The sequence below is a fragment of the Guggenheimella bovis genome, from assembly GCF_054492335.1.
On the sequence record NZ_JBQWTF010000002.1, the window covers coordinates 103,094 to 126,826 of the forward strand.

A 23,733-nucleotide genomic window follows, 5' to 3' on the forward strand; every position below is an offset into this window, starting at 1 on the left:
TACTTAAAAAAACAACGGATGTAAAGGAGTTCCTATGAAGTGGGATGATTATAGACAGAGCTCAAACGTAGAAGACCGTAGAGGTCGAGGTGGTGGTTCACCTTCTGGTGGTCGCTTTCCTATTCCGATAGGTAGTGGCATGGGAGGCATGGGCCTCATCATCATCTTAGTAATCTTTTTATTAAAGAGTGGATTACTCGGAGGGCTATTAGCTCCACCGACCGAAAATTCAGGAATTACGAACGACGGCCCTTCTCAAGAAGTAGCAGACCAACTAGGAAAATTCTCTTCCTCTGTTCTCGCTATGACAGAAGACGTTTGGAATCAAGTCTTTGAAGAAAACGGCGCTCGTTACCAAGCGCCGAAGATGGTACTATTCTCAGGAAGTACGAATTCAGGTTGCGGTTATGCATCGGCTCAGGTAGGTCCATTCTACTGCCCGGCTGATAATAAAGTATACCTCGATACCTCGTTCTTTGCAGAGCTTCAAAGTCGCTTTGGAGCAAAGGGTGACTTCGCTATGGCTTATGTCATCGCACACGAGGTCGGTCACCACATTCAATACCTAACGGGTCGTACCGATGAAATGCAACGTTGGCAACAGACCATGAGTAAAGAAGAGTACAACCAGATGAGCGTGCGCTTAGAGCTTCAAGCAGACTACCTAGCAGGTGTCTTTGCAAAGAGAATCGAAGGTAAAGGCGTTCTAGAGGTTGGAGACATTGAAGAAGCGATGAACGCAGCCAATGCCATTGGAGACGATACGATTCAAAAGAGAAGCACAGGATATGTCGTTCCTGATAGCTTTACACATGGTACTTCAGAACAGCGCATGCGCTGGTTCATGAAGGGATACAACAGCGGGACCTTCCAAGGTGGAGACACCTTCAGTATTCCCTATAGAGATCTCTAAGACAGGTTAACCTGTCTTTTTTTTCGCTCCTTTTCTCGAAATCCTTTAAGGGCCGTTGGCATGGCTAGTTTATCGGCCGTTTCAAAGTCGAACCATTCGTATCCATCTGTAGGAGCATTGTCGATTAAATAGGCCGTCATGTGCCAAATGAGATGACTAAAGACGTGCTTCTTTTCACCTAGCGCTTCGATGCTTGCGCCTCGAAAGCGCTTTTTTAATTCTTCTATAGAGACTTTTTCATCGAGCATGGGAAATTCCCAAAGCGAGCCTAGAAGCTCATCTTCAGGTCGTTTTTTAAGAGCAAGTCTATGATTATTTCTCAAAATTAAGACAGTTTTCTCAAATATAGGAACTTCGACTTTATTCTTCTTAAGAGGTAAAGAGAAGTCCTTTTTCTTAAAGCTTTCACAGAGTCCCTTTAAAGGACAGATATCACAAAGCGGTTCACCATTTGGGATACAAACTAAGGCGCCTAGCTCCATCAGAGCCTGGTTAAAATCTCCTATGCGCTCATCTGGTAGAAGGGAGAGAAGGAGTTCCTGGAAAACTTTCTTGCCTTTCGCTTTCGAAGGATCTTCTTCCATATAAAAGGTACGAGCCAGGATGCGTATTACATTTCCGTCCATGGCCGTCGCTCTCGTTCCATAGGCCGTCGATGCAATGGCACCTGCACTGTAGGGGCCGATACCAGGAAGTTCTTCCAGGGCTTCTGTCGTTTCAGGAACCTTTCCGTTCCATTTTTCAACGATCATTTCAGCAGCCTTCTTTAAATTTTTCGCTCTCCTGTAATAACCTAAGCCTTCCCACAACTTTAAAAGTTCTTCCTCTGGTAGACGGGCGAGATCTTCTATAGAAGGTACTCTTTCGATGAAACGTTTGAAGTAGGGAAGTACCGTATCCATTCTCGTCTGCTGGAGCATAAACTCACTGACCATGATGTGATAGGGATCAGGGTTTCTTCTCCAAGGGAGATCTCTTTTATTTTCGTCGTACCACGCGAGAAGGCTTTCATAAAACGTCTTATTCATAATTCCTCCAATCCTATTATAACGATCAAAGCAAGAAAGGTGTGAACCGATAGAGTGTGAGAAGTGCAAAATACAGGTTAATAAAATAACAACAAAAGCGTCAAGAATGAACCAAGAACAAATTCTATTACAAATAATAAAAAATATATTGTGCACAATATTATTTCTACAACATGTGTTTAACAAAGGAAAACGTTGATATATCAATACTTACATGGTTTTTTGTAAACCGAATTAGCGTTTTGTATCTAGAACGAAACAAATAAATAATACGAAATAAATAAAAAAATCGAATGAAATAAGTTTACAAAACGTAATAATGAGGTATAATAGGTTACATAAAGAACATAAATTACATAAGAGACACAAAGATTAGAAAAAGGAAAAGGAAAATGAAAAACAGTTTAATGAGCACCATGAAAAAAATCACCTTAGCGCTCTTAGTCATTACAGTGATTTCTGCTGTAGCTAGTGGAGTGAGCATGAATGCTTTTGCTAGCGTGGCAACATATGAGACATCGATTTCCTTTAATGAAGCTAATCAAGGTCAACAGGAAATCTTCCGAGCAACGAATGCTTATCGTCAATCAAACGACATGGCAAAGCTTCAATGGTCAAACGGTTTAACCGCAACAGCACAAAGCTATGCTAAATATATGGCAGAAAACCTCCAAAGCCTAGAGCACTCACCAAAGGGTGACATCTTCGGTAACTGGAAAGACGCTGGAGAAAACATCGCAGTTTTCTACGGAAAAGTAGACGGTAACAGATTCGTTAAAGCATGGATTCAAAGTAAAGATCACAAAGAAAACTTAGACTTCCATTTTACACATATCGGCGTTGGTTTCTACACAGATGCAAAGGGTTGGACATGGGGTGTTCAAATCTTCGCTAACTATCCTAACGGTATCGGTTCTGACGTAGCAAGCGTCATCTACACAAATAAAGGTTTTACGAAAGTCGTTACTCAAGTTGCAGCAGCTGGCGGTAGCTCAAATAAAGCAACAGTTACAAGGAAAGCAGCAAGGACAAAGCAAGTCGTCATTACTGCAAAGTATGGAACCAAAATGTATTCACAAGCTTCCTTAAAGGCTACGGTTATCAAAAAGGTTTCTAAGAACATGCAAGCAACGTACCTAGGTTCTGTCGGTAAGTTCTATAAGGTTTCTATGAATGGTAAGATCGGATTCGTCTACAAGACGAGTGCAAAGATTAAATAACTCAAATTCTCCTTTTTCTAAATAAGAAAAGCCACACTTTTTCGAAAGTGTGGCTTTTTTGATACCGGGTTATAAGAACCAAACGTATACCGTTAGGAATGCTAATGATATGACAATACCTGTGTAGAGAAGGACCATTAAACAATATCCCATGATATCTTTAGCACGTAAGCCTGCAATACCGAGTGCGGGGAGTGCCCAGAATGGTTGAATCATGTTGGTCCATGCGTCACCCCATGAAATACCCATGGCAGCAAGTGATGGGTCAACGCCTAGTTTAAGAGCAGCTGGGAACATAATAGGTCCTTGTACAGCCATTTGTCCACCACCACTTGGTACGAAGATGTTGATGATACCAGCGGATAGGAATGTGAAGAGTGGGAATGTTGTTGGTGTAGAGATGTTAACGAAGAAGTCTGAGATGATACTTGCAAGGCTAACACCGTCTGCGTTTCCACCTGTCATCAGTCCCATGATACCAGCGTAGAATGGGAATTGTAAGATAATACCACCAGCACCCTTTACTGCTTCGTCGATGGCACGTACATAGCGGATTGGTGTTCCGTGGAATAGGATACCGAGGACAAGGAAGATGAGGTTTACGATGTTGAGACTTAAATCGAAACCGTTCTTTATGAAATGTGCGGTAAGTGCTGCGCCACCTAAAATAACGACTAATAATGAAAGAATGCGTGAGTTTTCAAGTTTGTTTGCAGGTGTTGTGTTTTCAAATACTTCCTCTTCTTCTTCAACGAGAAGTCTTGGGTCGATCTTAATCGTGTGTTCTGCATCAGGGTGCATGAACTTGTTGATTAAAGGAAGTGTAAAGATGATAAAGAAGCTTGTAATGAGGTTACCGATGGAGAAGATCGTTCTGGAAGTTGCGATAGGCTCTTTAAGAGCGTTTCCTGTGAGCTTTCCGATCTCTGCCATGTCTTTTCCGTTAAGTGATAGCGGAATGGATCCACTGATTCCAGCGTGCCATACGACGAATCCTGAATATGCAGCTGCGATGAGAAGTGGGTAGTCTACGTTAGGAACCTTTCTAGCGAGGTTCTTTGCTAAGAGAGCACCTACGATGAGTCCGAATCCCCAGTTCAACCAGCAAGCGAATGCTGAAACGAAGGATACGAGGACGATCGCTTGTGTCGGTGTCTTAGCGATAGAAGCGATGGAATCGAGTAACTTTTTGATTGGTTTCGAGCTTGCAAAAGCGTTACCAACGACGAGTACGAGAGCCATCTGCATGGAGAATCCGAGTAGACTCCAGATTCCTCCGGACCAGTGTCCTACGAGCTCCATGAAGCCTTGACCAGTTGCTACCCAGCTGAAGCCGAAGCAGATGATCGTGAGGATAATACAGAAAATAAATGCGTCGGGTAAGAATCGTTCCACAAGCTTAACGGAACCCTGTGTCATCTTTTTAAACATGACATCCTCCTAAAATAAAATAATAGTAGAAAAGATGTATCTTTTCTACTATAGATTACAAAAAAACAATTCAGATGTAAAGCTCTGACAAAATATATTTATTGATAATAAGTCAAGGTTATAGCATTAGCTGTAGAATTCCATAGTTTGTGTACAGATTAACAAAATGTTATTTGTTACTAAAATGTCTTGATACTTGCTCAAAGACCTTTTTCTCTGCAGCGAGATATGTCTTTTTCTTGGGATAGCAAAGCGCAACTTCCCAGAGGAGAGGCTTTTGAATGTCTTTTGAGACGATATCTACGAGGTTGTAGTGGCTTGAAATAGGCGCAGGTAGGATCGTTAAAGAATCTGAGTGTTTTACAGATTCTAGTAGGAAGTCCCAAGACTTACTCGTAAAGACGATATTTGGAGGGATATTGAGGCTAAAGAGCTTTCTTTTGATGAGATGATGGATCATGTAGGTGTCATCAAATAGCGCCAGTTTCTGCCTCCTTAAATCGCTCCAAACGAGATGATCTTTCTCTGCTAGAGGATGGTCTTTTGACATGAACACTTTGAGTTCATCCCGATATAGAAGTTCATTTTCAAAGGATTCTTCTGGAAGATCTGTAGGACGAAGTAGGATCGCACAGTCGATCTCGTTTAACACGAGCTTCTTTTTGAGCTCGTTCGCACCTTCTTCAGCAATTTCAATTCTCACCGTACCATTTAGCATGAGATCACTAAGAATCTCACTGAAGAGGATCGATAGAATGAGGGGAGGGATGCCGATTCGGATTCGTCCACTCATACTGGCAGCTAAGTCGTTGGCGTGATCCATGAGTGCTTGGTGTGCTTCGAGCACAATGAGCGCATCGTGAAAGACGCTTTCTCCTAAAACGGAGAGTTTTGAGAGTTGACCCTTATAACGAACGAAGAGCGGTCCCCCGAACTCATCTTCCATCTTTTTCATAGCTTGACTTAGTGCTGGTTGGCTTAAGTGTATGCGTTTGGCGGTTTCTGATAGATTCATTTTATTGTTAACGATTTCCACCAAATATTGCAAATTTCTTAAATCCATGGTTTCCTCCTTCCGTAAAGCTATTCATTCTTCTTATAGATAAAATACTATTTTCCTCTAGACAAAGCAATACTAAAATTATAAAATTGTTGTGAAAAAAAAGTCGAAAAAGTCGAATGGAGGTTCGCATGAAAAACGTAGTTATTGTTGCAGCAAAGAGAACGGCAATCGGTTCTTTTGGTGGCGTGTTTAAGAACGTTAGTGCTGTAGAACTCGGAGCAACGGTTGTCAAGGAGATTCTAAACGAGACAAAGGTTGACCCGGCTTCAGTCGATGAACTCATCATCGGTAACGTATTAGGCGCTGGTCTAGGCCAGAACGTAGCTCGTCAAGTTTCCATCGCAGCAGGAATTCCAGTAGAGGTTCCTTCCTTTACCATCAACAAAGTTTGTGGATCAGGCTTGAAAACAGTTGAGCTTGCAGCACAAGCTATTATGCTAGGCGATGCAGATATCGTCATCGCTGGTGGAACAGAAAACATGAGCTTAGCTCCATACGTTGTCCCAGCTGCTCGTTGGGGGGCTAGAATGGGCGACGTAAAGATGATAGACTCTATGGTGTATGATGGATTAACAGATGTTTTCAACCAATATCATATGGGTATCACTGCTGAGAACATAGCAGAAGAGTATCATTTTACACGTGAAGATGCAGATGAGCTCGCTTTAACAAGCCAACTTCGTGCTGAACAAGCTCAGAAGGCTAACCGCTTTAAAGAAGAGATCGTTCCTGTCGTTATTCCACAACGTAAGGGTGACCCAGTCGTTGTAGATACCGACGAATTCCCACGTCATGGTATGACCATGGAAATGCTCGGAAAGCTTCGTCCTGCATTCAAGAAGGATGGAGTTGTTACTGCAGGTAATGCATCTGGTATCAACGATGGTGCTGCAATGCTAATGCTCATGAGTGAAGAGAAGGCAAACGAGCTCGGTATCAAACCACTCGTTCGCATAAAGAATTACGCTTCGGCAGGTGTTAGACCTGAGATCATGGGAACAGGCCCAATCCCAACAGTGAAGAAGGCTCTAAAGAAAGCAAATATGGAAGTTAAGGATTTGGACCTCATTGAAGCAAACGAAGCTTTTGCTACGCAAGCTTTAAGCGTTATTAAAGACCTCGGATTAAACACAGATATCGTGAACGTTAACGGTGGAGCTATTGCACTCGGTCACCCAATCGGTGCGAGTGGTGCAAGAATTCTCGTTACACTCATTCACGAGATGTTAAAGCGTGATGCTAAGACGGGTTTGGCTACGCTCTGCATCGGAGGTGGCCAAGGAACAGCAGTTATCGTAGAAAGGTAAGACATGAACAAAAGAATTTCCATTGAAGAAGCAGTCAGCCATATTAAGGCTGGCGACACATTGATGGTCGGTGGATTCCTCGCAGCAGGATCACCTCTAGGAATCATCGATGCACTAGTAGAGAAAGGTACAAAAGACCTTACACTCATCTGTAATGACACCTCATTCGTTGACAAGGGTGTCGGTAAAATGGTCGTCGCTAAGCAATTTAAGAAGATCATGGCTAGCCACATCGGAACGAACAAAGAGACTGGCCGTCAGATGACAGAGGGTGAGACAGAAGTACAACTCATTCCTCAAGGTACACTTGCTGAACGCATCCGCTGCGGTGGATACGGTCTCGGTGGCGTTCTTACCAAAACAGGTGTAGGAACAGAAATCGAAAAAGGCAAAGATGTAATCGAAATTGAAGGTCAAAAATACCTCCTAGAGTTACCTCTTCGTGGTAATGTTGCTATCATTTCTGCTAAAAAAGCCGACGAAAAAGGAAACCTCTATTTCCACGGCGCAACCAAGAACTTTGGTGTATTAATGGCTGCTGCTGCAGACATCGTTATCGCTGAAGTAGAAGAAATTGTTCCAGTTGGTGAACTCGATCCAGACTTTGTACATGTTCCTGGAATCTTCGTCACCTACTTGGTTGAAGGAGGCAAATAATGATGGACAAGCAACAAACTCAAGAATTTATCGCTAAACGCGTAGCGAAAGAATTAAAAGACGGATACGTAGTAAACCTAGGTATTGGTCTTCCAACACTCGTTGCAAACTTCGTTCCAGAAGGAAAGACAATTGATTTCCAATCTGAGAACGGTTTTATCGGACTTGGACCGAAACCAGAAGAAGGAAAAGAAGACAAAGATATCGTTAACGCAGGTGGACAATATGTAACGATCCAACCAGGCGGAATGTTCTTTGACTCTGCTACAAGCTTTGGTATCATCCGCGGTGGACACGTAGACCTTACAGTTCTCGGTGCACTCCAAGTTGACCAAAAGGGTAACATTGCAAACTACATGATCCCTGGAAAAATGGTTCCAGGTATGGGTGGTGCAATGGACCTCTTAAGTGGTGCTAAAGAAGTTATCGTTGCAATGGAGCACACTCAAAAGGGCAATCATAAGCTTCTCGAAGAGTGTACTCTTCCTCTCACAGCTGTTTCTTGCGTAGACCTCATCATCACAGAGATGGGTGTTATCGAAGTAACAGAACAAGGCTTCAAGCTCATCGAAATCAACCCAGAATATACAGTTGATCAAGTGAAGGAAGCTACAGGAGCTCCGCTCATCGTTGCTGAACCACTAAAGCAAATGGAAGTTTAGTTCAAAATGAAAGGCCGATTCGATCGGCCTTTTTTATGTCATTAAAAAGGGTAAATTTGTTATACTGAACATAGGAAATCTATTGTCAAGTAAAAAACTAGGAGAACAAATGGATACAACAGCATGGTTTAAAGAAAATCCAACCTCACTCGTCTTTATTGTTATTTTACTTATTGCGAGCATTCTTCTAATCCGCACCAAGCGCATTCGCTTTAGTGCCAAGCTCATCGCAGAAATGGGTGTCTGTGTAGCACTCAGTGTGATCCTAAATATGTTCCCATTCCACACGCTTCCACAGGGTGGTTCGATCACAGTCGCTTCGATGGCTCCGATCATCCTCTTAGCTCTCGCTTGGGGTGGAGAAGTAGGACTTCTTGCAGGCTTTGCCTTCGGTATTTTAAACATGATCTTCGGTGGCTACATCGTCCACTGGGCACAGCTTCTACTCGATTACCCACTCGCCTTTATGTTTATCGGAATCGCTGGTTACTTCCCGAAACATATGAATCTTGGTGTGATCCTTGCAACGCTTTTAAGACTCAGCTGCCACGTCTTGAGTGGAGTGATCTTCTTTAAGGAATATGCAGGAGATCAAAACCCGCTGCTCTATTCACTTAGCTACAACGGAAGCTTCTTAGGAATCGATCTCATCATTGTCCTTGTGGTTCTAAATCTTCTTCCGATCAGCCGCTTAGTAAAGGCCCTAAACAGCGAAGCGCCAGAAATTAAAAGATAAAGAGAGGGTCTTAACCCTCTCTTTTTACGCTATAGAGTTCAACGCCGTTTTGTTGTAAGAGATAGAGACTTAAAAGATTCATGAGGTCTCCATCGTGATTTGTCGCTTCGAGATCAAACGTTTCGACGCCTTCTATAATCACTCCGACGTCTACGACGCGGTCCCACTGATCAAAGTAGGTGAGTGTCGTGAGTGCTCCTTGAAGGACACAGATGTCTGTGACATCGCCTACAAAGAGGACGCGGTTATAGGATTCATCGAGTAGCTTTTTAAAAGCTTCTGCATGAAAGGCGTTGGTGGAGTTTTTTGCGATCATTTCGCTATCTTCTGTAAAGGGGAGGAGTTCACTTACGACTTGGCTTTCCTTTGTCCCTTGAATACAGTGCGATGGATAGCTCATAAATTCCGTTGCCGTTGGCGTATGCGAGTCGTAGAGGAATACTCTTTTTACTCGATCGAGCTTCGTATTTAAGTCGACTAAAAAGGGCACGATCTTTTCTACACGTGGACTTGCGAGTGCACCTTGTTTTACAAAGCCGTTGATGACATCGACGTTGACTAAGAGTGTCTTTTTTGTGTTAACTTCTCGAGGAACGAGTGTCTTTACTTTAAGATTTTTACGAATGTTCTCTAATGTTTCAATCGTTTGAGAACCAAATTGTAATTCTTCTAATACCATGGCCATCTCCCTTCAAGTCTAACCATACACTATTTTTTATGGAGTAACAATGCTTAACGAACGCATCGATTTACAAAATGAATCTGCTCGTCCACCTGGAAATCTCCAGTACACCGGACAGTTTAAAAACGAACCGACTCGAATCGATATCATTGAATACAGCGAGACCGAGTACAAAGAATCGACCTTCCATACGCTAGAGGAGCTTCCAACGACGTTTAAAGACGATCGAGTGTATTGGATCGACGTCAATGGATTAAACGATTCTAACTTCTTACAAGGCTTTGTCAGTCGCTTTGGTATTCACGTTCTACACATGGAAGATATCGTAAGTGTCGATGGACATGCACGTATTGAAGTCACTGATAATTATCTCATGACCCTTCATAACCACATGTTCTTTGAAGAAGGTATCCTCGAAGAAGAGCAGATAGCCATTCTATTACTCAATAACATCGTCATCTCCTTCCAGGAGATCTACGATGACACCTTTGAAGCAATTCGTAAGCGCCTCATCGGAAAAGTTGGGTTTGCGAGACGTTTAAAAGCCGATTATCTCTTCTACGCGCTCGTCGATAAGATCGTCGATGACAACGACTACGTAAACCGCTCATTAAGCTTTCAGCTCGATAAGATGGAGAAAAACTTCCTCGATACGGGTCACATCGATGAGAAGGCTCTCTATACGAAGAGAAAAGAGCTCTTGACGCTTCGTACTGCTGTCTTTCCACTCGATAACCTCTTAAATATTCTCTTGACCAAAGGAAATGGTCTTATTACGGAAGACACGATTCCCTTCTTCCGAGACGTCGAGGCCAATGTCGATCAGCTCATCATTGAGATTTCAAGAGCCAAGGATGTCACAGAAAACCTTTTAAAAGCGAATGAGCAGAAGAACGACTCCGAGCTGAACCGCGTGATGAAAAACCTTACCATCATTTCGGCCATGTTCTTGCCGCTGAACTTCATCACAGGCATGTATGGTATGAACTTCATCTTCATGCCTGGACTCAAGCACCCTCACGCCTTCTGGTACTTCTTAGCAGGAACTTTCTTACTTGAAGCAATCCTCTTTTACACCATTAAAAAGAGAAAATTATTCTAAAAAAATAAGAGCCTTGATAGGCTCTTATTTCATTTCCTTTGTTAGTCGGCTTGCTTCTTCGATGAGTTCATCGATGTAAGATATCGTATCGAGTAAGAAGTCAGTCTTTTCAATGTCAACTCCAGCGACCTTTGCAAAGCCCTTGGGATCGTGAATTCCACCTGTAGAAAGTGCCTCTAGCCAAGCCTTGGTAGCACTTTCTCCCTCTTTTTGGATGCGCTTATTCATAGCGGTTGCAATGGATAAACCAGCGGAGTAGGTGTAAGAATAAAGACCCATGTAGTAGTGAGGTTGACGCATCCAGGTGAGTGCTGCATTGTCATCGAGCTTTACCGTATCTCCCCAGAACTTCTTAAGGGTTTCTAGCATGAGTTCGTCTAAGCGAGCAGGATGTAATCCTTCGCCGCGCTCTAAGGCTCTGTAGACTTCGCGTTGATAGTAAGCTTCAATAAAGTGCGTCACAGCATTGTGGTAGTACGTATTTCCCACAAGTGATGTGATGACATAGCGTTTATAGCGTGGGTCATCACTTTGCTTTAAGAGGTAGTTTGTAAGAATGAGCTCGTTCATCGTAGAAGGTGCTTCTACAAAGTAGGTCGAGGGATCCGTATTTAAATATCTCTGTGTACGGTTTGCAAGACGGAAGTGGCCTGCATGACCGAGCTCGTGAATGAGCGTATAGACTTCACTTAAGAGTCCCGACCAGCTTAGAAGGATGAAGCTTCTTGGTGCACCAAATGGGGAAGCACAGAATCCGCCCGTACTCTTACCGATGTTTTGAGCCCAGTCAATACCGCGGTTTTCTAGCATGTCCTTGGTGCCGTTTAGGTAGTCTTCGCCAAAAACTTGAAGAGCTTCTAAGCAAGTTTTCTTTGCTTCTTCGATGGAGATTTCTGCTGTAAAGTCAGGATCGATCGGAAGCTTTAGATCTTCATAGCGAAGCTTCTTAATTCCGTGGACTTTTCCAATGAGCTTAGCCCATTTTTGCATGACAGGGCTTAGCTTTTCCATTAAGGTATCGATGTGCTTATCGTAGATGGCTCTTGAGACGAATTGATCCTTTAAGAGGTAATCGAAGACGCTCTCGTAGCCACGGAGTTTCGCCATTTGATATTCTTGTGTAACTTTTGCAATGTATGCGTTCGCGATGGTCGAGTGGTAGTTTCTTAAGCCCTTAGAGAAGTTCTTATAAGCAGCTCTACGGATCTTCTTGTCGGGATGGTACTCGTACTCGTTTTCAAAGTTTACAAAGCTCAGTGGATGTTCCTTCTTATGCGCCTTAAAGGATTCAAACGTCATGTCCTCAAGCTTTGCCGCATCGTAGATCGTATAAGGTGTACTGAACGATCCTTGGAAGGTCGCAAGTGCCATCTCCGTTTCATCGCTCAAGCGGTGTTCTTTGTCTCTTAGCGTTCTTTCTACGACGTTTTTTAAGCTCTCGTCGAGCTCTGCGACGGCCTTTAGCGTCTCTTCACTCAAGGCATAGATTCTAGCTTGAATGGCTTCGAGCATGGGGTAGAGTTCGTTCATGATGGTGTAGAACTTAGAAGCGCGAAGCTGTGCTTTTTCATCGGTCATGTCGCCACTTCGGTCGAGATCTACGTAGTGACTTACAAGCGATAGATGAACCATCGTATCTTCTAGAGAAGCAAAGAGAGCTTGTGCTTCTTCGGGGGTTGTTGGCATCTTTTCTTTATAGAGTGTTCTAATTTTTCTCTCGGTATCTTCTAGTGCTCTTTCGTACTTTTCTTCTGTTTCATAAAGTGCACTGAGATCCCAGGTGAGTTCAACAGGTATTTCATTTCTTCGTTTTAATGACATAATTCCTCCTACCAGGCTAGTATAACAAATTTATGGTAGAATCGAAATGAGGTGTATCATGAAAAGAATGTTAATACACGGGGATAGAGTCTATTTAAGTCCCGTCGATAAATTGTATATAGAACGCATCACAGACTGGGTGAATGATCTTGAAGTGACGGTCGGTCTCGGCGTTTCATCGGAAATTATGACCGTTGAGAAGGAAGAGCAATTTCTCGATAGCGCTTTAAAGGGGAACGACAAGCACTTTATGATTAACCTCATCGAAAATGAGGAGCCCATCGGTATCGGAAGTGTGCATGAAATTCAGTCCATGCACCGCTCGGGAAAAGTGGGCCTTTTTATCGGTGAAAAGGAATATCGAAATAAGGGCCTAGGAACGGAAGCGTTGTCTCTTCTTTTAGCCTTCGGATTTCAAGTTTTAAGCCTACATAGCATCACCCTTTGTGTCTTCTCTTTTAACGAACGAGCCATCCGTTCCTACGAAAAGGTAGGCTTTAAAAAGTGCGGAGAACGCAGGGAAGTCGTTTACCACAATGGGCGCTTTTATCATGAAATTCTCATGGACATCTTAGAGGATGAATATCGAAAAAGTCCCTTCTATCAACCGATCGAATCACTGAAGGATTATGCGCTTTGATTACGTTAGTTACGCATATTGCAGACTTTGAAAAGACCTACCTCGTAGATGAGACGCTACCACACTTTGATGCGTTTCTCGAAGCACTTCATTCGTTAGCAGAAACATATGATATTGAGGTGTATGAAGAAGGGAAGCGGGGCATCGGTTACTACGAAGGGAGTGGAATTAGAGAAAATGATCAGAGGCGTTTTGAAAGCTTTACACTTGAAGCGGAACGCCTTTTAAGCGAGCTTCAAGAAGGGAAGAGACCGCGTTACAAAAGACCGCGGACCTTTTCTTTCCTGAGATTAGGTTTTGCTTCACTGTGCGCATTTTTTGCACTTCTCATCCTAAGCTTTATCACACGCTACGTATCCTACGGATTCTTTTCTGAGATGATCGCAGGCGTTCTTACGGGCTATCTTATGAAAGAAGCCTATTTAAGAGCGAAAGGACCGAAAGAATTCTTACTTGCCGTCATTATGACGCTAAGTATCTTAGGACCACTCCTTTCGTCTCTATGGGGAATCATCCTTTCGCCTGGACTTGAAATGGAGTTATCGAAGGTTCTCGCAGAGGAATTTTTTACCTTTTCAAACCTCCTCGCACTTTATGGAAACAGCTGGATCTTTATTGTCTTTTGCTATGTCGGAGTCCAATGGACGCCTTCGAGATAAAATTAATCTGTTCTTAACATGGAGCATTTTTATATAGATGCTCTTTTTGTCTATAATGTTAACTGGGAGGAAATATGGCAAATCATGTTTTCGCTGGTATTGATATCGGCAGTAATGCGATCAAAATGAAAATCGTTCAGACAGATCTTCGAACCATTTCGGTCCTTGAGGATCTATCGAAAACCGTTTATTTAGGTGAAGAAGCCTTTACGACCAATCAGTTAGTAATCCTTCGCCCCGTTCTTATGGACACATTGAAGTATTTCTCTAGGCTCCTTAAAGAATACAAAGTGGAAAAGTATCTAGCCGTTGCTACGAACCCTTTCCGTTTAGCGAATAACCGCGCCTTTCTACAAGATGAGATTGAAAGAGCGTATGGAATTAAAGTACAAATTATCGATGATGCTCAGGAAAAATTCATTACGTATAAGTCGTTAAGAGATCAAGAAAAGAACTACCTCATGTACAGAAAAGAGGGAACCGTTCTCGTAGAGCTTACGAGCGGTGGTTGCGACGTGACCTTCTACCGAGACGACAAGCTCATCCGTAATGACGAGATCGGAATCGGAAGCTTAGAGCTACGTGAGATCTTAGAAGCTTTCCAAGAGATGAGTAATGACAGCGCTGAGATGTTAGAGCAATATATTGCAACGAAAGTTGACTACATCGGAAAGGTGCTTAAGAATAAGACCATCCGTCACTACCTCGCGATGGGCGGTGAGATGACGACGCTTACAAGGGCGTTCTTCCATGGCTCACGTTCGATCTCGAGAGAAGAATTCTATTCGACCTTTAAACGCCTTACGTCAAATCTTGAAGAGCTAAAGGTCGCTTCGTTAAAAGCTGATAAGGACTGGCAAGAAGTGCTTGCAAGTCTTGTCTTCTTTAAAGTCTTCTTTGACCTCCTTCACTGTGATAAGCTCGTGATTCCTGATATTTCGTTACGAAGTGGACTCATTTCAGAACTCATTGATGGAGCTTCGGAAAGTTCTCGCTATCACTCCTTTAACGAAGATCCCTTTAATGCATCTTATCAAGTGGCGAAGCGCTTTGGCGTTCATACGGCACATGCGAAGTTCTTAGAGAAGAATGGTACACTCATTTGGAACGCATTAAAGGATGCGTATGAAAGTAAAAAAGAAGAGCTCGTGCTCTTAAGACACGCAGCCTTTTTACATGAAATCGGTAAGTCGATCGACTTAAATGATTACTACGAAGCGAGCTCCAAGATGATCTCGGGCCTTCGAATCTTTAACTTAAATAACCAAGAGGTTCAGCGAATCAGTGAGATCTGCTTGATTCTTGGTCGTTTTATTAAAAAAGATGTCAGCGTCTATTCATCGAATCTCGATGACCTTCGAATCGCTGCCATCTTACACCTCGTTGACAGCTTTGATGCATCGAAGTGGGAACACATTAAGATTCAAGAGGTCGACCTTAAAAAGAATCATTTGACGATTCGCTATGAAGGGGAAGGCAATATGGTGCTCGAAGAAATGATGCTTCGAAATGCCCAGACGATCTTCTCTAAAATATTCGGATTGACGCTTAGAATGGAGGAAGTGCAATGAATCAATTTACGAACCGTGAGCTGAGCTGGCTCCAATTTAACGAACGCGTCCTAGAAGAGGCGATGGACCAGAGTCTTTCGCTCTTTGACCGCTGTAAATTTCTATCCATTTTCTCATCAAACCTCGATGAGTTCTTTATGGTTCGCGTTGGAAGCTTAAACGACCAGCTCGAAGCCAAATTCGATAAGCTAGATATCGCAGGACTCACGCCTGAAGGACAACTCGAACTCATTCGAAAAGAGTCCTACCACCTTGCGACGAGACAACATGACTACTTTGAGAACGTCATGGAAGAAGCGAAAAAAGAGGGCTTTGAGATCCTTTCTATGGATGATGTCACGGAGGATGAAAGAAGAGACCTTGAAAAGTACTACAGAGACTTTATCTTCCCAGTACTTACCCCTCTAGCGACTGATGCTCATAGACCATTTCCACTCCTTACGAACTTCTCCATCTATCTAGCTTGCACACTAGAGGATGAAAAGAAGCTCATTAGCTTTGTACAAGTTCCATCCATTCTACCTCGCTTAATTACGATCGATAGAACGGCAAAAGTTGCGCGCTATGTACTTTTAGAGGACCTCATTAAAGCAAACCTCGAAAGCCTTTTTGTAAATAAAAAAGTAAAGACCGTGACAACCTTCCGTATCACTCGTAATGGAGACCTTATGGTCGATGAAGAGGGTGCAGAAGACCTCCTTCGCGTGATCGAATCATCCCTTCAGCAACGCCGTTGGGGTAAGGTCGTTCGCTTAGAGGTTGAGGAAGGATATGACCCAGACGTTCTCGAATACATTAAAAAGAGCGTCGATGTCAATGAAAATGACGTCTTTACCTTCCGCCGTCCACTCGACTTACGCTTTTTGATGGGCATTAAAGGACCTCAAGGAAATAAGAGCTTCTTTGGCTCCGAACACCGTCCCAAGCCCTTAAAGGAAATTGAACGTAAGAGCATCTTCCAAGCTGCAAAGGAAAGAGACCTCTTTTTCCACTTACCTTATGATTCCTTTGATCCCATTGAAAATACGATCGTAGAAGCCGCCAATGACCCTGAAGTCTTAGCAATCAAAATGACGCTCTACCGTGTAAATAGTGACTCCAAGATCGTAGAGGCACTCACGAAAGCAGCTCTTCAAGGAAAGCAAGTCACAGTACTCGTTGAGCTTATGGCTCGCTTTGATGAAGAAAATAACATTCACTGGGCAAGAAAGCTTGAGCGCGTAGGTGCCAACGTCATTTACGGTGTTCCAGGCCTTAAGACGCACTCTAAGATCTTCCTTGTCGTTCGTAACGAGAAGTCGAGAATTCGTCGCTATGTCCATTTAGGTACAGGTAACTACAACTCCAAGACCGCAAAGCTCTACACCGACATGTCTGTCCTTACTGCCCGTGAGGATATCGGTTCCGATGCATCTAAGTTCTTCAACATGATCAGTGGTTATGCAGAAGAAGTTTCCATGGAGCGACTCATCTATGCACCGACACTTCTTCGTAAGCGCATTGTCGCACTCATGGATCAGGAAATTGCTGCAGCAAAAGCTGGCAAGAGTGCTTCCATGTCGATTAAGATCAACTCCTTAGTCGATAGAGCCATGATCGAAAAACTCTATGAAGCAAGCCAAGCTGGCGTTAAGATTCGTCTCATCGTCCGTGGTATCTGCTCTCTCGTTGCAGGTGTTGAAGGCTTAAGTGAAAACATTGAAGTGAAGTCGATCGTCGGTGAATTCCTAGAGCACGAACGCATCTACTGCTTTGAAAACGCGAAGCCCGATGACACCTTCCTTGCGAGTGCAGACCTCATGACGAGAAACCTCGATCGCCGTATCGAATTGATGTTTCCTGTCTTAGATCCAGTGAACCGTGAACGCGTTCGCTTGACCTTTGAACTCCTATGGAAAGATAGTGTAAAGAGTCACTGGCAAGTCGGTGGAACGTATACGAAACGACCTCAAGAATCCAACATTTTTGCTCATGAAACACTCAAAGGAATTTCTTATAAAAACTCAGAAGAACTGAACCGTGAGCTGAAGAAGATTCTAAATGACTGATATAGAAAAACGCCTAGCGATCATCGACTTAGGCTCTAACTCCGTTCGCATGGACATCTTTGAGGTCGACAAGAACGGAACATATCAGCTTCGAGATCAGGCGAAAGAAAAAGTTCGACTCTCCGAAGGCATGGGAGATGATCGTACCATTAAAAATGAGCCACTATTAAGGCTCCTATCGACGCTAAAGCTCTTTCAAAGTCTCCTTCAAAGTTATGAGGTTACAGAGGTCCACGCCCTAGCTACGGCTGCTGTGCGCATGGCTACAAACCAAGAGCTCGTCCTACAGACCATCGCAATCGAGACGGGCTTTGAATTTAAAGTCCTTTCTGGAGATGAAGAAGGAACACTCGATTACCTCGGAAGCGTAAACACCATGGCCTTTAACGATGCACTGCTCGTAGATATCGGAGGAGCGAGCACAGAACTCGTTCTCATAAAAGACCGTGCTATAAAGAATCTCGCTTCCATTCCCTTTGGTAGCGTAAACCTCACGGAAAACTTTTCGACGCAAAAGAAGGCGATTCTTCGCATACGAAAGGAATTTCAAAAGCTCCCTTGGCTTAAGGAAGCGAGAGGACTTCCAATCATAGGTCTCGGAGGAACGATTCGAACCATTGCAAAGATGCAACGGGCCATGGACGGTTGGCCGCTTTATCCCATTCACAATTACAAGCTTTCGCTTAACGATGCGAAAAAGCTTGTAAAGCTAATTACCGTCTCAAGCGATGAAACGATTCGAAACCTTCCAGGAGTCAGTATTTCTCGTAGTGACATCTTAAGAAATGGTATCGCTCCCTTAATCGAATTAATCAATGTCCTTCGACCAGAATCGATTCGAATCAGTATGAGTGGACTGCGAGAAGGATACTTTTATCGCCTTTATAATAATCTCTACCACGGCTCTGATGTCGTAAGTGACGTAAAAGAAGCGAGTTTAGAAAACCTCGAAAAGCAGTGTAGAGTCAATCGTGACCACGGAAGGTACGTCGCCTACTTAGCGACAGAACTCTTCGATCTCTTAAAAGGTGAAGCCTTTACAGAAAATGACCGCAAGCTCTTAGAGGTTGCGGGAAGACTCCATGACATGGGAATGCACATCGACTATTACTCGCATCACCTGCATGGATTCTACCTCATGATTCAAAGTGGCATGTACGGATTAACGGATGAAGAGATTATTAAGGTCGCCCTTTTAATCGGCTTCCACCGCGGAAAACCCATTCACTTTGACCTCCTACCATACGCTAAAGTCATCGGATTAGAAGAGTTTGAACGCACCAAGGAGCTCGCACTCTTCTTAAGTATTGCAGAAAAACTCGACCGCTCAGAATCACAAAAGGTGACGCGCTTTATTCGAGAAAAGGATGAGATTCACATTGAACTCAAACCTGGTGAGAGTTCAAGCCTTGAAGAAAAAGCAGCCTACAGTGTTTTATCTCTTTTTGAAAAGAAGTATCGCGTAAAATTCGTTTTTGACCCCAAATAATGGGGTAGAGATACTCTGACCCAATAAAGGAGGCAAATATGTCATTTTTAGACGATTTAAAACACACATTATCGGATGTTGCCCGTAAGACGAGTGAAATTGCAAACGACGTAAAAGATCAAGCAAAGATTAAAACAGAAATTTCTAAGCGAAAAAAAGCGATCGAAGAGAGCTTTATCGCTATCGGTAAGAAGGCTTTTGAAGATTATCAAGCAGGACACGTAACTGACGAAGCACTACGCGTTGAATTTGACCAAATTAAGATGAACCAAGATGACATCGTAGGTCTCGAAGAACAACTTCAAACCATCACAAGCTTTGGTGATCACATGAAGGAAGTCGTTTCGAATACGAAGGAAGCTGTCGTCGGTGGAGCAAAGACTGCTTACGAATCGACAAAGGATTTCGTTTCAGAAAAGACGGAAGACATCAAAGAGTTCGTTGAAAAGAAGCAAGAGCCTATCATCGAAACGGTTGAAGACGTGAAAGAAGAAGTCGTAGAGACTGCTGAAGAAGTCAAAGAAGACGTTCAAGAAAAAGTAGAAGAAGTCAAGGAAAACGTTCAAGAAAAAGTAGAAGACGTAAAAGAAGAAGTAGAATCCGTTAAGGAAAACGAATAAAGAAGGCTTCTAACTCTTAAAAAGGTAACATAGACTATCCATATGGATAGTCTATGTTTTTTTATTACCTTAGGAATTTCAATTGAAGATCTAAAATCGAAGACCATACCGAACGAGTGGGTGGCACTCCTTGCACTTGTAAATGTTTTTCGGACGAATAACTTTATAAGTGCAATCATAAGCTTTCTTATCGCCGTGCTTATCTACTTTCTCTTTTATGGAAAGCTAGGCTTTGGCGATGTAAAGCTTCTCTTTGCGCTCGTCCTTTGGAAGGGATCTCCGTTAGAGATTGTAGCTTTTAGCTTTCTTAGTGCAGGCCTTCTTTCGATCGTACTCTTAATCTTTAAAGTCCTCGATCGAAAGAGTTCCATTCCCTTTGGTCCCTTCCTTTGTTTGGGGGCTCTTCTTATATAGCCCAGGCACCATTGGTAAAGATCTTCTTCTGGCTTCCGTCTTTTAGCGTCGCTGTAATCGAAAGATCACTGGAACCGACCATGAAATCGACGTGTGTGATCGAAGTGTTGGCTCCGTTTTTCTTTAATTCTTCGGTGTTCATCTCCTTACCACCGACCATACTTGCGGGATATGCATTACCAAGTGCTAAGTGGCAGGAAGCGTTCTCATCGAAGAGCGTATCCATGAAGATGATACCGCTGTCACTAATGGGGGAATGGAAGGGAACGAGAGCGACCTCTCCTAAGTAGCTTGCGCCTTCGTCTTCTGAGAGGATCATTTCGAGCTCTTTTTGACCCTTCTTCGCTTCGAAATGAACGACCTTACCCTCTTTAAATTCTAAGATAAAATCGTCGATCTCTTGACCGTTATGGTAGAGGGGCTTGGTGTTACGAATCCAACCGTTGACGCCAGTCTTTTCAGGCATCGTGTGGACTTCTTCTGTTGGGAGGTTTGCGATAAAGGAATGACCAAATTCATTTACCTTTTCGCCGCCTTGCCAGTAGTGTTTATCGATGATATCAATGGTAAGATCTGCTGTATTACTTTCAAAGTGCAAGCTCTTAATTTGAAGGCTATTGAGCGTATCTCTTTTCTCTTTTAAGTTCTTTGCATGGGCTTTCCAAGCTCCGATCGGGTCTTCTAGATCAGCTCTAACGATGGAGTAGAAGTGCTTTGATAAGAGTTCCATTGCTTCTTCTGTCGATTTATCAGGGAAGATCGCTCGTGCCCATTCTTCATTTACAATATTTCCAAGGCACCATGTGCGAAGACTCTTACTCGTAAGGATGCGAGAGGGTCCGAGCTTTGGTAGAACCATCTTATTTCGAAGACTGATTCTTGAAGTGTCGACGTCACGGAAGGTTTCGAAGGTCTGTCTTCTCACGCTTAGGCGTGCGTGATCGTCAAATTCAATACTATTGAGTCGTTCAACTTCGTAGGGTTCGATCTTGGTTAAGATCTCATCGGAAGCGTGCTTATAAAAAAGTCGATCGAGGCGCGTATCGCTAAAGTGAACGCGTACTTCTTTTGCTCCTTTTTCATAAGCTTTTTCAGCGAGCATCAGAGCAAATTCGTGATCTCTGGGGTCGATATTGATTGTTAGAATTTGTCCGGGATGCGTTTGTACACCCATTTCAATGAGGATGCTTGCATAGTTTTTTAAATAGTTTTTCATTTTTTTCTCCATGAAAAAAGTGGGTTGCCCCACTTTTATTTTGTAGCACTTCCGAGTACGGTTCGGATTTTGTGTTCTACCATTTCGGCGACTGCTTTTCTCGCTTCACCTAAGTACTTTCTCGGGTCGAAGTTCGATGGATCGTCGTGTAGCGCTTTTCGAATGACACCCGTCATCGCAAGACGAATATCACTGTCGATGTTTACTTTGCAGACACCATACTTTGTAGCTTCGCGGATAAGCTCTTCCGGAACACCGAGTGCTCCAGGAATCTCTGCTCCGTAGGTATTATTCATTTCTACGAAAGCTGGGATGACGCTACTTGCACCGTGAAGAACAAGTGGGAAGCCTGGTAGAAGGCTTTGAATGCGCTTAAGTCTTTCGATATCGAGCTTTGGTGTGCCTTTGAACTTATAAGCACCGTGTGATGTTCCGATCGCAATGGCGAGGGAATCACAGCCCGTGCGTTCTACAAATTCTTTCGCTTGATCAGGATCCGTGTAGGTTGCATTTTCTGCACTGACATTGACTTCATCTTCGACACCAGCGAGCTTTCCTAGCTCTGCTTCTACCGTCACACCCTTGTCGTGAGCATATTCAACAACTTGCTTTGTAAGTGCGATATTCTCTTCAAAGGGTAGGTGACTACCGTCGATCATGACAGAAGTGAATCCGTCGTCGATGACTCCTTTACAGAGTTCGAAGCTATCACCGTGGTCTAAGTGCAACACGATATCGAGTTCAGGTGCTTCGATGAGTGCTGCTTCCACAAGTTTCTTTAAGTACATGGGCTTTGCATACTTTCTAGCTCCCGCACTTACTTGAAGAATGAGTGGACTTCCTGTTGCAATTCCTGCAGTGATAATACCTTGAATGATTTCCATGTTATTGACGTTGAATGCGCCAATGGCATATTTTCCTTCATAGGCTTTTTGAAATAGCTCTTTACTCGTTACTAGTGGCATAATAACTCCTTTTACTTGAACATGACATCAATAACTTCTTGTATGGTCATACCCTCTTCGAAGGTAAAGTTACCAGGTTTTAGCTTGGTGTCGAGCCCTTGGTGAGCAATTTCTTGAATAAAGGCATCTCCGTCTTCAATGACTCCATTATTGACGAGTGCGGAAGCGATCATGCGCCAGGTGGTCTTATCTTGAACGCTGATCTTAACCTTTTTACGTTCTACGACAGGTGCCACAGGCTCATTCGATTGAACGGGACGAACAGGCTCTGTAGTGAGCGTCGGTTCAGAAGATTGTTCCTTAACCGGTTCTGTCGTCGGAATTTTTACCGGCTCGTTCGATACCGTCGTAGCTGGCTCTGGAGCAGGCTTATTATTAAGCGTATCAAAAATACTTTCCTTACTTAGGTTGAGCCCTAGGCTATTGTTCATGATGAATGATATACTGATTACGATGATCAGTAGGATGACGAGAGTAATCAGGAAATCACTGACGTCATAAAATACATTTTTAAGCTTCTCAAGCATTGTTATCACCTCAATGATAATTTACCATAAAAGCACCTGAGACGCAACGAAAGGAGGGCGGATGGAAATTGACATCGACCTCACCAATAGTGACCAAAGACTCGATCGATATTTACGTAAGCGCTTAAAAGATCACTCCTTAAGTGAGATCTTTAAACTCATTCGAACAAAGAAGGTGCTCGTAAATGGTCTAAAGTCAAAACCTGAATACCGATTGAAGTTAGGCGATACACTCACAATTTTTACTGAGACCCAAACCGTAGAAAAAGAAGTCTTTCACGGGGAACTTCCCATCATCTATGAAGATGAAGAAATTCTCGTCGTCTACAAGGTAAAGGGTTTAAAGACGATCCCCGATAAAAAGGGGGAAGTGAGCCTTACAGGTCTTGTTCAGACCTACTTAAGTGAACTCATTACACCGACCTTTGCGCCGTCTCCTGTAAGCCGATTAGACCGGAATACATCGGGACTCGTTCTCTTTTCTAAGACCTATGAAAGGCTTAAAAGTTTAAATGAAACGATGCGCCAAGGTGGAATAAAAAAATATTATTTAGCGCTCTTGTTTGGTACAATGAAGAATGAGGAGCTTGTACGTGTAAAGCTCTTAAAAGACCATGAAAAAAACGAGAGCGTTGTGAGCGAACGAGGTGTTCCTACAGAAACTCGGTTCACGCCACTCGCTTCAAATGAAAGATGTTCACTCGTTCGCGTTGAACTCATTACAGGAAAGAGTCATCAAATTCGAGCTGTAAGTCGCTACCTCGGCCATCCCGTACTAGGGGACCCCAAGTACGGTAAGGGCAAGGGACATCAGGAGCTCGAAGCTTATGAACTAGAATTCGAATCGTTTCATGTGCGCTATATAGAAAACCGCTTCAGAGACCTCGTACGAAAGGAGTTTTCTCATGATCCCCTACCAGGAAATACAAGGACATGTCGAAACATATCAGTATAGGCTTCTT

At 43.3% G+C, this 23,733-nt stretch carries 23 protein-coding genes; 15 read left to right on the forward strand and 8 right to left on the reverse strand.

The window, feature by feature from the left end; translation table 11 throughout:
* The first annotated feature begins 34 nt into the window (after nt 1-34).
* Complete coding sequence (ypfJ, locus tag ACUB3H_RS06975; RefSeq protein ID WP_459129962.1) at nt 35-913, forward strand: KPN_02809 family neutral zinc metallopeptidase; 879 nt, start codon at nt 35-37, stop codon at nt 911-913.
* Here the strand turns inward: ypfJ and mutY are convergent.
* Entirely contained in the window at nt 910-1,941 is a 1,032-nt protein-coding gene (mutY, locus tag ACUB3H_RS06980; RefSeq protein ID WP_459129963.1) for an A/G-specific adenine glycosylase, read from the reverse strand. The two genes, ypfJ and mutY, sit on opposite strands and share 4 nt — an antisense overlap.
* Before the next feature lie 416 nt (nt 1,942-2,357).
* Between mutY and ACUB3H_RS06985 the strand changes: the two genes are divergently transcribed.
* Complete coding sequence (locus ACUB3H_RS06985) at nt 2,358-3,161, forward strand: CAP domain-containing protein (RefSeq protein WP_459129964.1); 804 nt, start codon at nt 2,358-2,360, stop codon at nt 3,159-3,161.
* Between the two features lie 69 nt (nt 3,162-3,230).
* On the opposite strand, the gene ACUB3H_RS06990 is transcribed toward ACUB3H_RS06985, so the two are convergent.
* Together ACUB3H_RS06990 and ACUB3H_RS06995 are read right to left on the reverse strand one after the other, a co-directional pair.
* Nucleotides 3,231-4,592, reverse strand: a complete 1,362-nt coding sequence (locus tag ACUB3H_RS06990) for a short-chain fatty acid transporter (RefSeq protein ID WP_459129965.1) — start codon at nt 4,590-4,592, stop codon at nt 3,231-3,233.
* Between the two features lie 169 nt (nt 4,593-4,761).
* Nucleotides 4,762-5,655 (reverse strand): LysR family transcriptional regulator, encoded by an 894-nt coding sequence (locus ACUB3H_RS06995; protein WP_459129966.1) that lies wholly within the window; start codon nt 5,653-5,655, stop codon nt 4,762-4,764.
* Nucleotides 5,656-5,783: 128 nt separating this feature from the next.
* Here ACUB3H_RS06995 and ACUB3H_RS07000 point away from each other — a divergent pair, with 128 nt between their 5' ends.
* The 4 genes from ACUB3H_RS07000 to thiT all read left to right on the forward strand — a co-directional run bounded on the left by ACUB3H_RS07000 (nt 5,784) and on the right by thiT (nt 9,017).
* Nucleotides 5,784-6,962, forward strand: coding sequence for an acetyl-CoA C-acetyltransferase (locus ACUB3H_RS07000; protein ID WP_459129967.1), 1,179 nt, complete (start codon nt 5,784-5,786; stop codon nt 6,960-6,962).
* 3 nt (nt 6,963-6,965) lie between these two features.
* Nucleotides 6,966-7,619, forward strand: coding sequence for a CoA transferase subunit A (locus ACUB3H_RS07005; protein ID WP_459129968.1), 654 nt, complete (start codon nt 6,966-6,968; stop codon nt 7,617-7,619).
* A 2-nt stretch (nt 7,620-7,621) separates the two neighbouring features.
* On the forward strand, nt 7,622-8,281 hold the full coding sequence (locus ACUB3H_RS07010) for a 3-oxoacid CoA-transferase subunit B (RefSeq protein WP_459130043.1): 660 nt from the start codon (nt 7,622-7,624) through the stop codon (nt 8,279-8,281).
* 109 nt (nt 8,282-8,390) lie between these two features.
* Complete coding sequence (gene thiT / locus ACUB3H_RS07015; protein WP_459129969.1) at nt 8,391-9,017, forward strand: energy-coupled thiamine transporter ThiT; 627 nt, start codon at nt 8,391-8,393, stop codon at nt 9,015-9,017.
* Nucleotides 9,018-9,027: 10 nt separating this feature from the next.
* Here thiT and ACUB3H_RS07020 read toward each other — a convergent pair whose 3' ends face one another.
* Complete coding sequence (locus ACUB3H_RS07020; protein ID WP_459129970.1) at nt 9,028-9,696, reverse strand: cysteine hydrolase family protein; 669 nt, start codon at nt 9,694-9,696, stop codon at nt 9,028-9,030.
* Nucleotides 9,697-9,745: 49 nt separating this feature from the next.
* Here ACUB3H_RS07020 and ACUB3H_RS07025 point away from each other — a divergent pair, with 49 nt between their 5' ends.
* Nucleotides 9,746-10,801 (forward strand): CorA family divalent cation transporter, encoded by a 1,056-nt coding sequence (locus tag ACUB3H_RS07025; RefSeq protein WP_459129971.1) that lies wholly within the window; start codon nt 9,746-9,748, stop codon nt 10,799-10,801.
* A gap of 24 nt (nt 10,802-10,825) precedes the next feature.
* Here the strand turns inward: ACUB3H_RS07025 and pepF are convergent, their stop codons facing one another.
* Nucleotides 10,826-12,622, reverse strand: coding sequence for an oligoendopeptidase F (gene pepF, locus ACUB3H_RS07030; RefSeq protein ID WP_459129972.1), 1,797 nt, complete (start codon nt 12,620-12,622; stop codon nt 10,826-10,828).
* A gap of 58 nt (nt 12,623-12,680) precedes the next feature.
* Between pepF and ACUB3H_RS07035 the strand changes: the two genes are divergently transcribed.
* From ACUB3H_RS07035 to ACUB3H_RS07065, 7 genes are all read left to right on the forward strand, one after another.
* The gene (locus ACUB3H_RS07035; RefSeq protein ID WP_459129973.1) at nt 12,681-13,262 is read left to right on the forward strand and encodes a GNAT family N-acetyltransferase; all 582 of its coding nucleotides are present in this window, start codon (nt 12,681-12,683) and stop codon (nt 13,260-13,262) included.
* Nucleotides 13,259-13,921 (forward strand): hypothetical protein, encoded by a 663-nt coding sequence (locus tag ACUB3H_RS07040; RefSeq protein WP_459129974.1) that lies wholly within the window; start codon nt 13,259-13,261, stop codon nt 13,919-13,921. The genes ACUB3H_RS07035 and ACUB3H_RS07040 overlap by 4 nt, the downstream gene beginning before the upstream one ends.
* Nucleotides 13,922-13,995: 74 nt before the next feature.
* Nucleotides 13,996-15,492 carry a Ppx/GppA phosphatase family protein gene (locus ACUB3H_RS07045; protein WP_459129975.1) on the forward strand — a complete coding sequence of 499 codons (1,497 nt, stop codon included), beginning with the start codon at nt 13,996-13,998 and terminating at the stop codon, nt 15,490-15,492.
* On the forward strand, nt 15,489-17,540 hold the full coding sequence (gene ppk1, locus ACUB3H_RS07050) for a polyphosphate kinase 1 (protein WP_459129976.1): 2,052 nt from the start codon (nt 15,489-15,491) through the stop codon (nt 17,538-17,540). Before ACUB3H_RS07045 ends, ppk1 begins: the two co-directional genes overlap by 4 nt.
* Nucleotides 17,533-19,029 carry a Ppx/GppA phosphatase family protein gene (locus tag ACUB3H_RS07055; protein WP_459129977.1) on the forward strand — a complete coding sequence of 499 codons (1,497 nt, stop codon included), beginning with the start codon at nt 17,533-17,535 and terminating at the stop codon, nt 19,027-19,029. Before ppk1 ends, ACUB3H_RS07055 begins: the two co-directional genes overlap by 8 nt.
* Nucleotides 19,030-19,067: 38 nt before the next feature.
* Complete coding sequence (locus tag ACUB3H_RS07060; protein ID WP_459129978.1) at nt 19,068-19,649, forward strand: hypothetical protein; 582 nt, start codon at nt 19,068-19,070, stop codon at nt 19,647-19,649.
* Between the two features lie 42 nt (nt 19,650-19,691).
* The gene (locus ACUB3H_RS07065) at nt 19,692-20,063 is read left to right on the forward strand and encodes a prepilin peptidase (RefSeq protein WP_459129979.1); all 372 of its coding nucleotides are present in this window, start codon (nt 19,692-19,694) and stop codon (nt 20,061-20,063) included.
* On the opposite strand, the gene ACUB3H_RS07070 is transcribed toward ACUB3H_RS07065, so the two are convergent.
* From ACUB3H_RS07070 to ACUB3H_RS07080, 3 genes are read right to left on the reverse strand one after another with little or no spacing between them, the layout of a single operon-like run.
* Entirely contained in the window at nt 20,056-21,279 is a 1,224-nt protein-coding gene (locus ACUB3H_RS07070; protein ID WP_459129980.1) for an aminopeptidase, read from the reverse strand. The genes ACUB3H_RS07065 and ACUB3H_RS07070 overlap by 8 nt on opposite strands.
* Nucleotides 21,280-21,314: 35 nt before the next feature.
* Nucleotides 21,315-22,244, reverse strand: a complete 930-nt coding sequence (fba, locus tag ACUB3H_RS07075) for a class II fructose-1,6-bisphosphate aldolase (protein WP_459129981.1) — start codon at nt 22,242-22,244, stop codon at nt 21,315-21,317.
* Between the two features lie 11 nt (nt 22,245-22,255).
* Nucleotides 22,256-22,771, reverse strand: coding sequence for a hypothetical protein (locus ACUB3H_RS07080; RefSeq protein WP_459129982.1), 516 nt, complete (start codon nt 22,769-22,771; stop codon nt 22,256-22,258).
* A 61-nt stretch (nt 22,772-22,832) separates the two neighbouring features.
* Here ACUB3H_RS07080 and ACUB3H_RS07085 point away from each other — a divergent pair, with 61 nt between their 5' ends.
* Complete coding sequence (locus tag ACUB3H_RS07085; RefSeq protein ID WP_459129983.1) at nt 22,833-23,726, forward strand: pseudouridine synthase; 894 nt, start codon at nt 22,833-22,835, stop codon at nt 23,724-23,726.
* The last annotated feature ends 7 nt before the right edge of the window (nt 23,727-23,733 follow it).

What these genes read in the sequence shown, in the direction of transcription:
- ACUB3H_RS07060 (WP_459129978.1), top strand. Translation starts at nt 19,068, where the DNA reads ATGTCATTTTTAGACGATTTAAAACACACATTATCGGATGTTGCCCGT.
- ypfJ (WP_459129962.1), top strand. Translation starts at nt 35, where the DNA reads ATGAAGTGGGATGATTATAGACAGAGCTCAAACGTAGAAGACCGTAGA.
- ACUB3H_RS07065 (WP_459129979.1), top strand. Translation starts at nt 19,692, where the DNA reads ATGGATAGTCTATGTTTTTTTATTACCTTAGGAATTTCAATTGAAGAT.
- thiT (WP_459129969.1), top strand. Translation starts at nt 8,391, where the DNA reads ATGGATACAACAGCATGGTTTAAAGAAAATCCAACCTCACTCGTCTTT.
- ACUB3H_RS07045 (WP_459129975.1), top strand. Translation starts at nt 13,996, where the DNA reads ATGGCAAATCATGTTTTCGCTGGTATTGATATCGGCAGTAATGCGATC.
- mutY (WP_459129963.1), bottom strand. Translation starts at nt 1,941, where the DNA reads ATGAATAAGACGTTTTATGAAAGCCTTCTCGCGTGGTACGACGAAAAT.
- pepF (WP_459129972.1), bottom strand. Translation starts at nt 12,622, where the DNA reads ATGTCATTAAAACGAAGAAATGAAATACCTGTTGAACTCACCTGGGAT.
- ACUB3H_RS06985 (WP_459129964.1), top strand. Translation starts at nt 2,358, where the DNA reads ATGAAAAAAATCACCTTAGCGCTCTTAGTCATTACAGTGATTTCTGCT.
- ACUB3H_RS07080 (WP_459129982.1), bottom strand. Translation starts at nt 22,771, where the DNA reads ATGCTTGAGAAGCTTAAAAATGTATTTTATGACGTCAGTGATTTCCTG.
- ppk1 (WP_459129976.1), top strand. Translation starts at nt 15,489, where the DNA reads ATGAATCAATTTACGAACCGTGAGCTGAGCTGGCTCCAATTTAACGAA.
- ACUB3H_RS07085 (WP_459129983.1), top strand. Translation starts at nt 22,833, where the DNA reads ATGGAAATTGACATCGACCTCACCAATAGTGACCAAAGACTCGATCGA.
- ACUB3H_RS06990 (WP_459129965.1), bottom strand. Translation starts at nt 4,592, where the DNA reads ATGTTTAAAAAGATGACACAGGGTTCCGTTAAGCTTGTGGAACGATTC.
- ACUB3H_RS07035 (WP_459129973.1), top strand. Translation starts at nt 12,681, where the DNA reads ATGAAAAGAATGTTAATACACGGGGATAGAGTCTATTTAAGTCCCGTC.
- ACUB3H_RS07000 (WP_459129967.1), top strand. Translation starts at nt 5,784, where the DNA reads ATGAAAAACGTAGTTATTGTTGCAGCAAAGAGAACGGCAATCGGTTCT.
- ACUB3H_RS06995 (WP_459129966.1), bottom strand. Translation starts at nt 5,655, where the DNA reads ATGGATTTAAGAAATTTGCAATATTTGGTGGAAATCGTTAACAATAAA.
- ACUB3H_RS07010 (WP_459130043.1), top strand. Translation starts at nt 7,622, where the DNA reads ATGGACAAGCAACAAACTCAAGAATTTATCGCTAAACGCGTAGCGAAA.
- ACUB3H_RS07005 (WP_459129968.1), top strand. Translation starts at nt 6,966, where the DNA reads ATGAACAAAAGAATTTCCATTGAAGAAGCAGTCAGCCATATTAAGGCT.
- ACUB3H_RS07025 (WP_459129971.1), top strand. Translation starts at nt 9,746, where the DNA reads ATGCTTAACGAACGCATCGATTTACAAAATGAATCTGCTCGTCCACCT.
- fba (WP_459129981.1), bottom strand. Translation starts at nt 22,244, where the DNA reads ATGCCACTAGTAACGAGTAAAGAGCTATTTCAAAAAGCCTATGAAGGA.
- ACUB3H_RS07055 (WP_459129977.1), top strand. Translation starts at nt 17,533, where the DNA reads ATGACTGATATAGAAAAACGCCTAGCGATCATCGACTTAGGCTCTAAC.
- ACUB3H_RS07070 (WP_459129980.1), bottom strand. Translation starts at nt 21,279, where the DNA reads ATGAAAAACTATTTAAAAAACTATGCAAGCATCCTCATTGAAATGGGT.
- ACUB3H_RS07020 (WP_459129970.1), bottom strand. Translation starts at nt 9,696, where the DNA reads ATGGTATTAGAAGAATTACAATTTGGTTCTCAAACGATTGAAACATTA.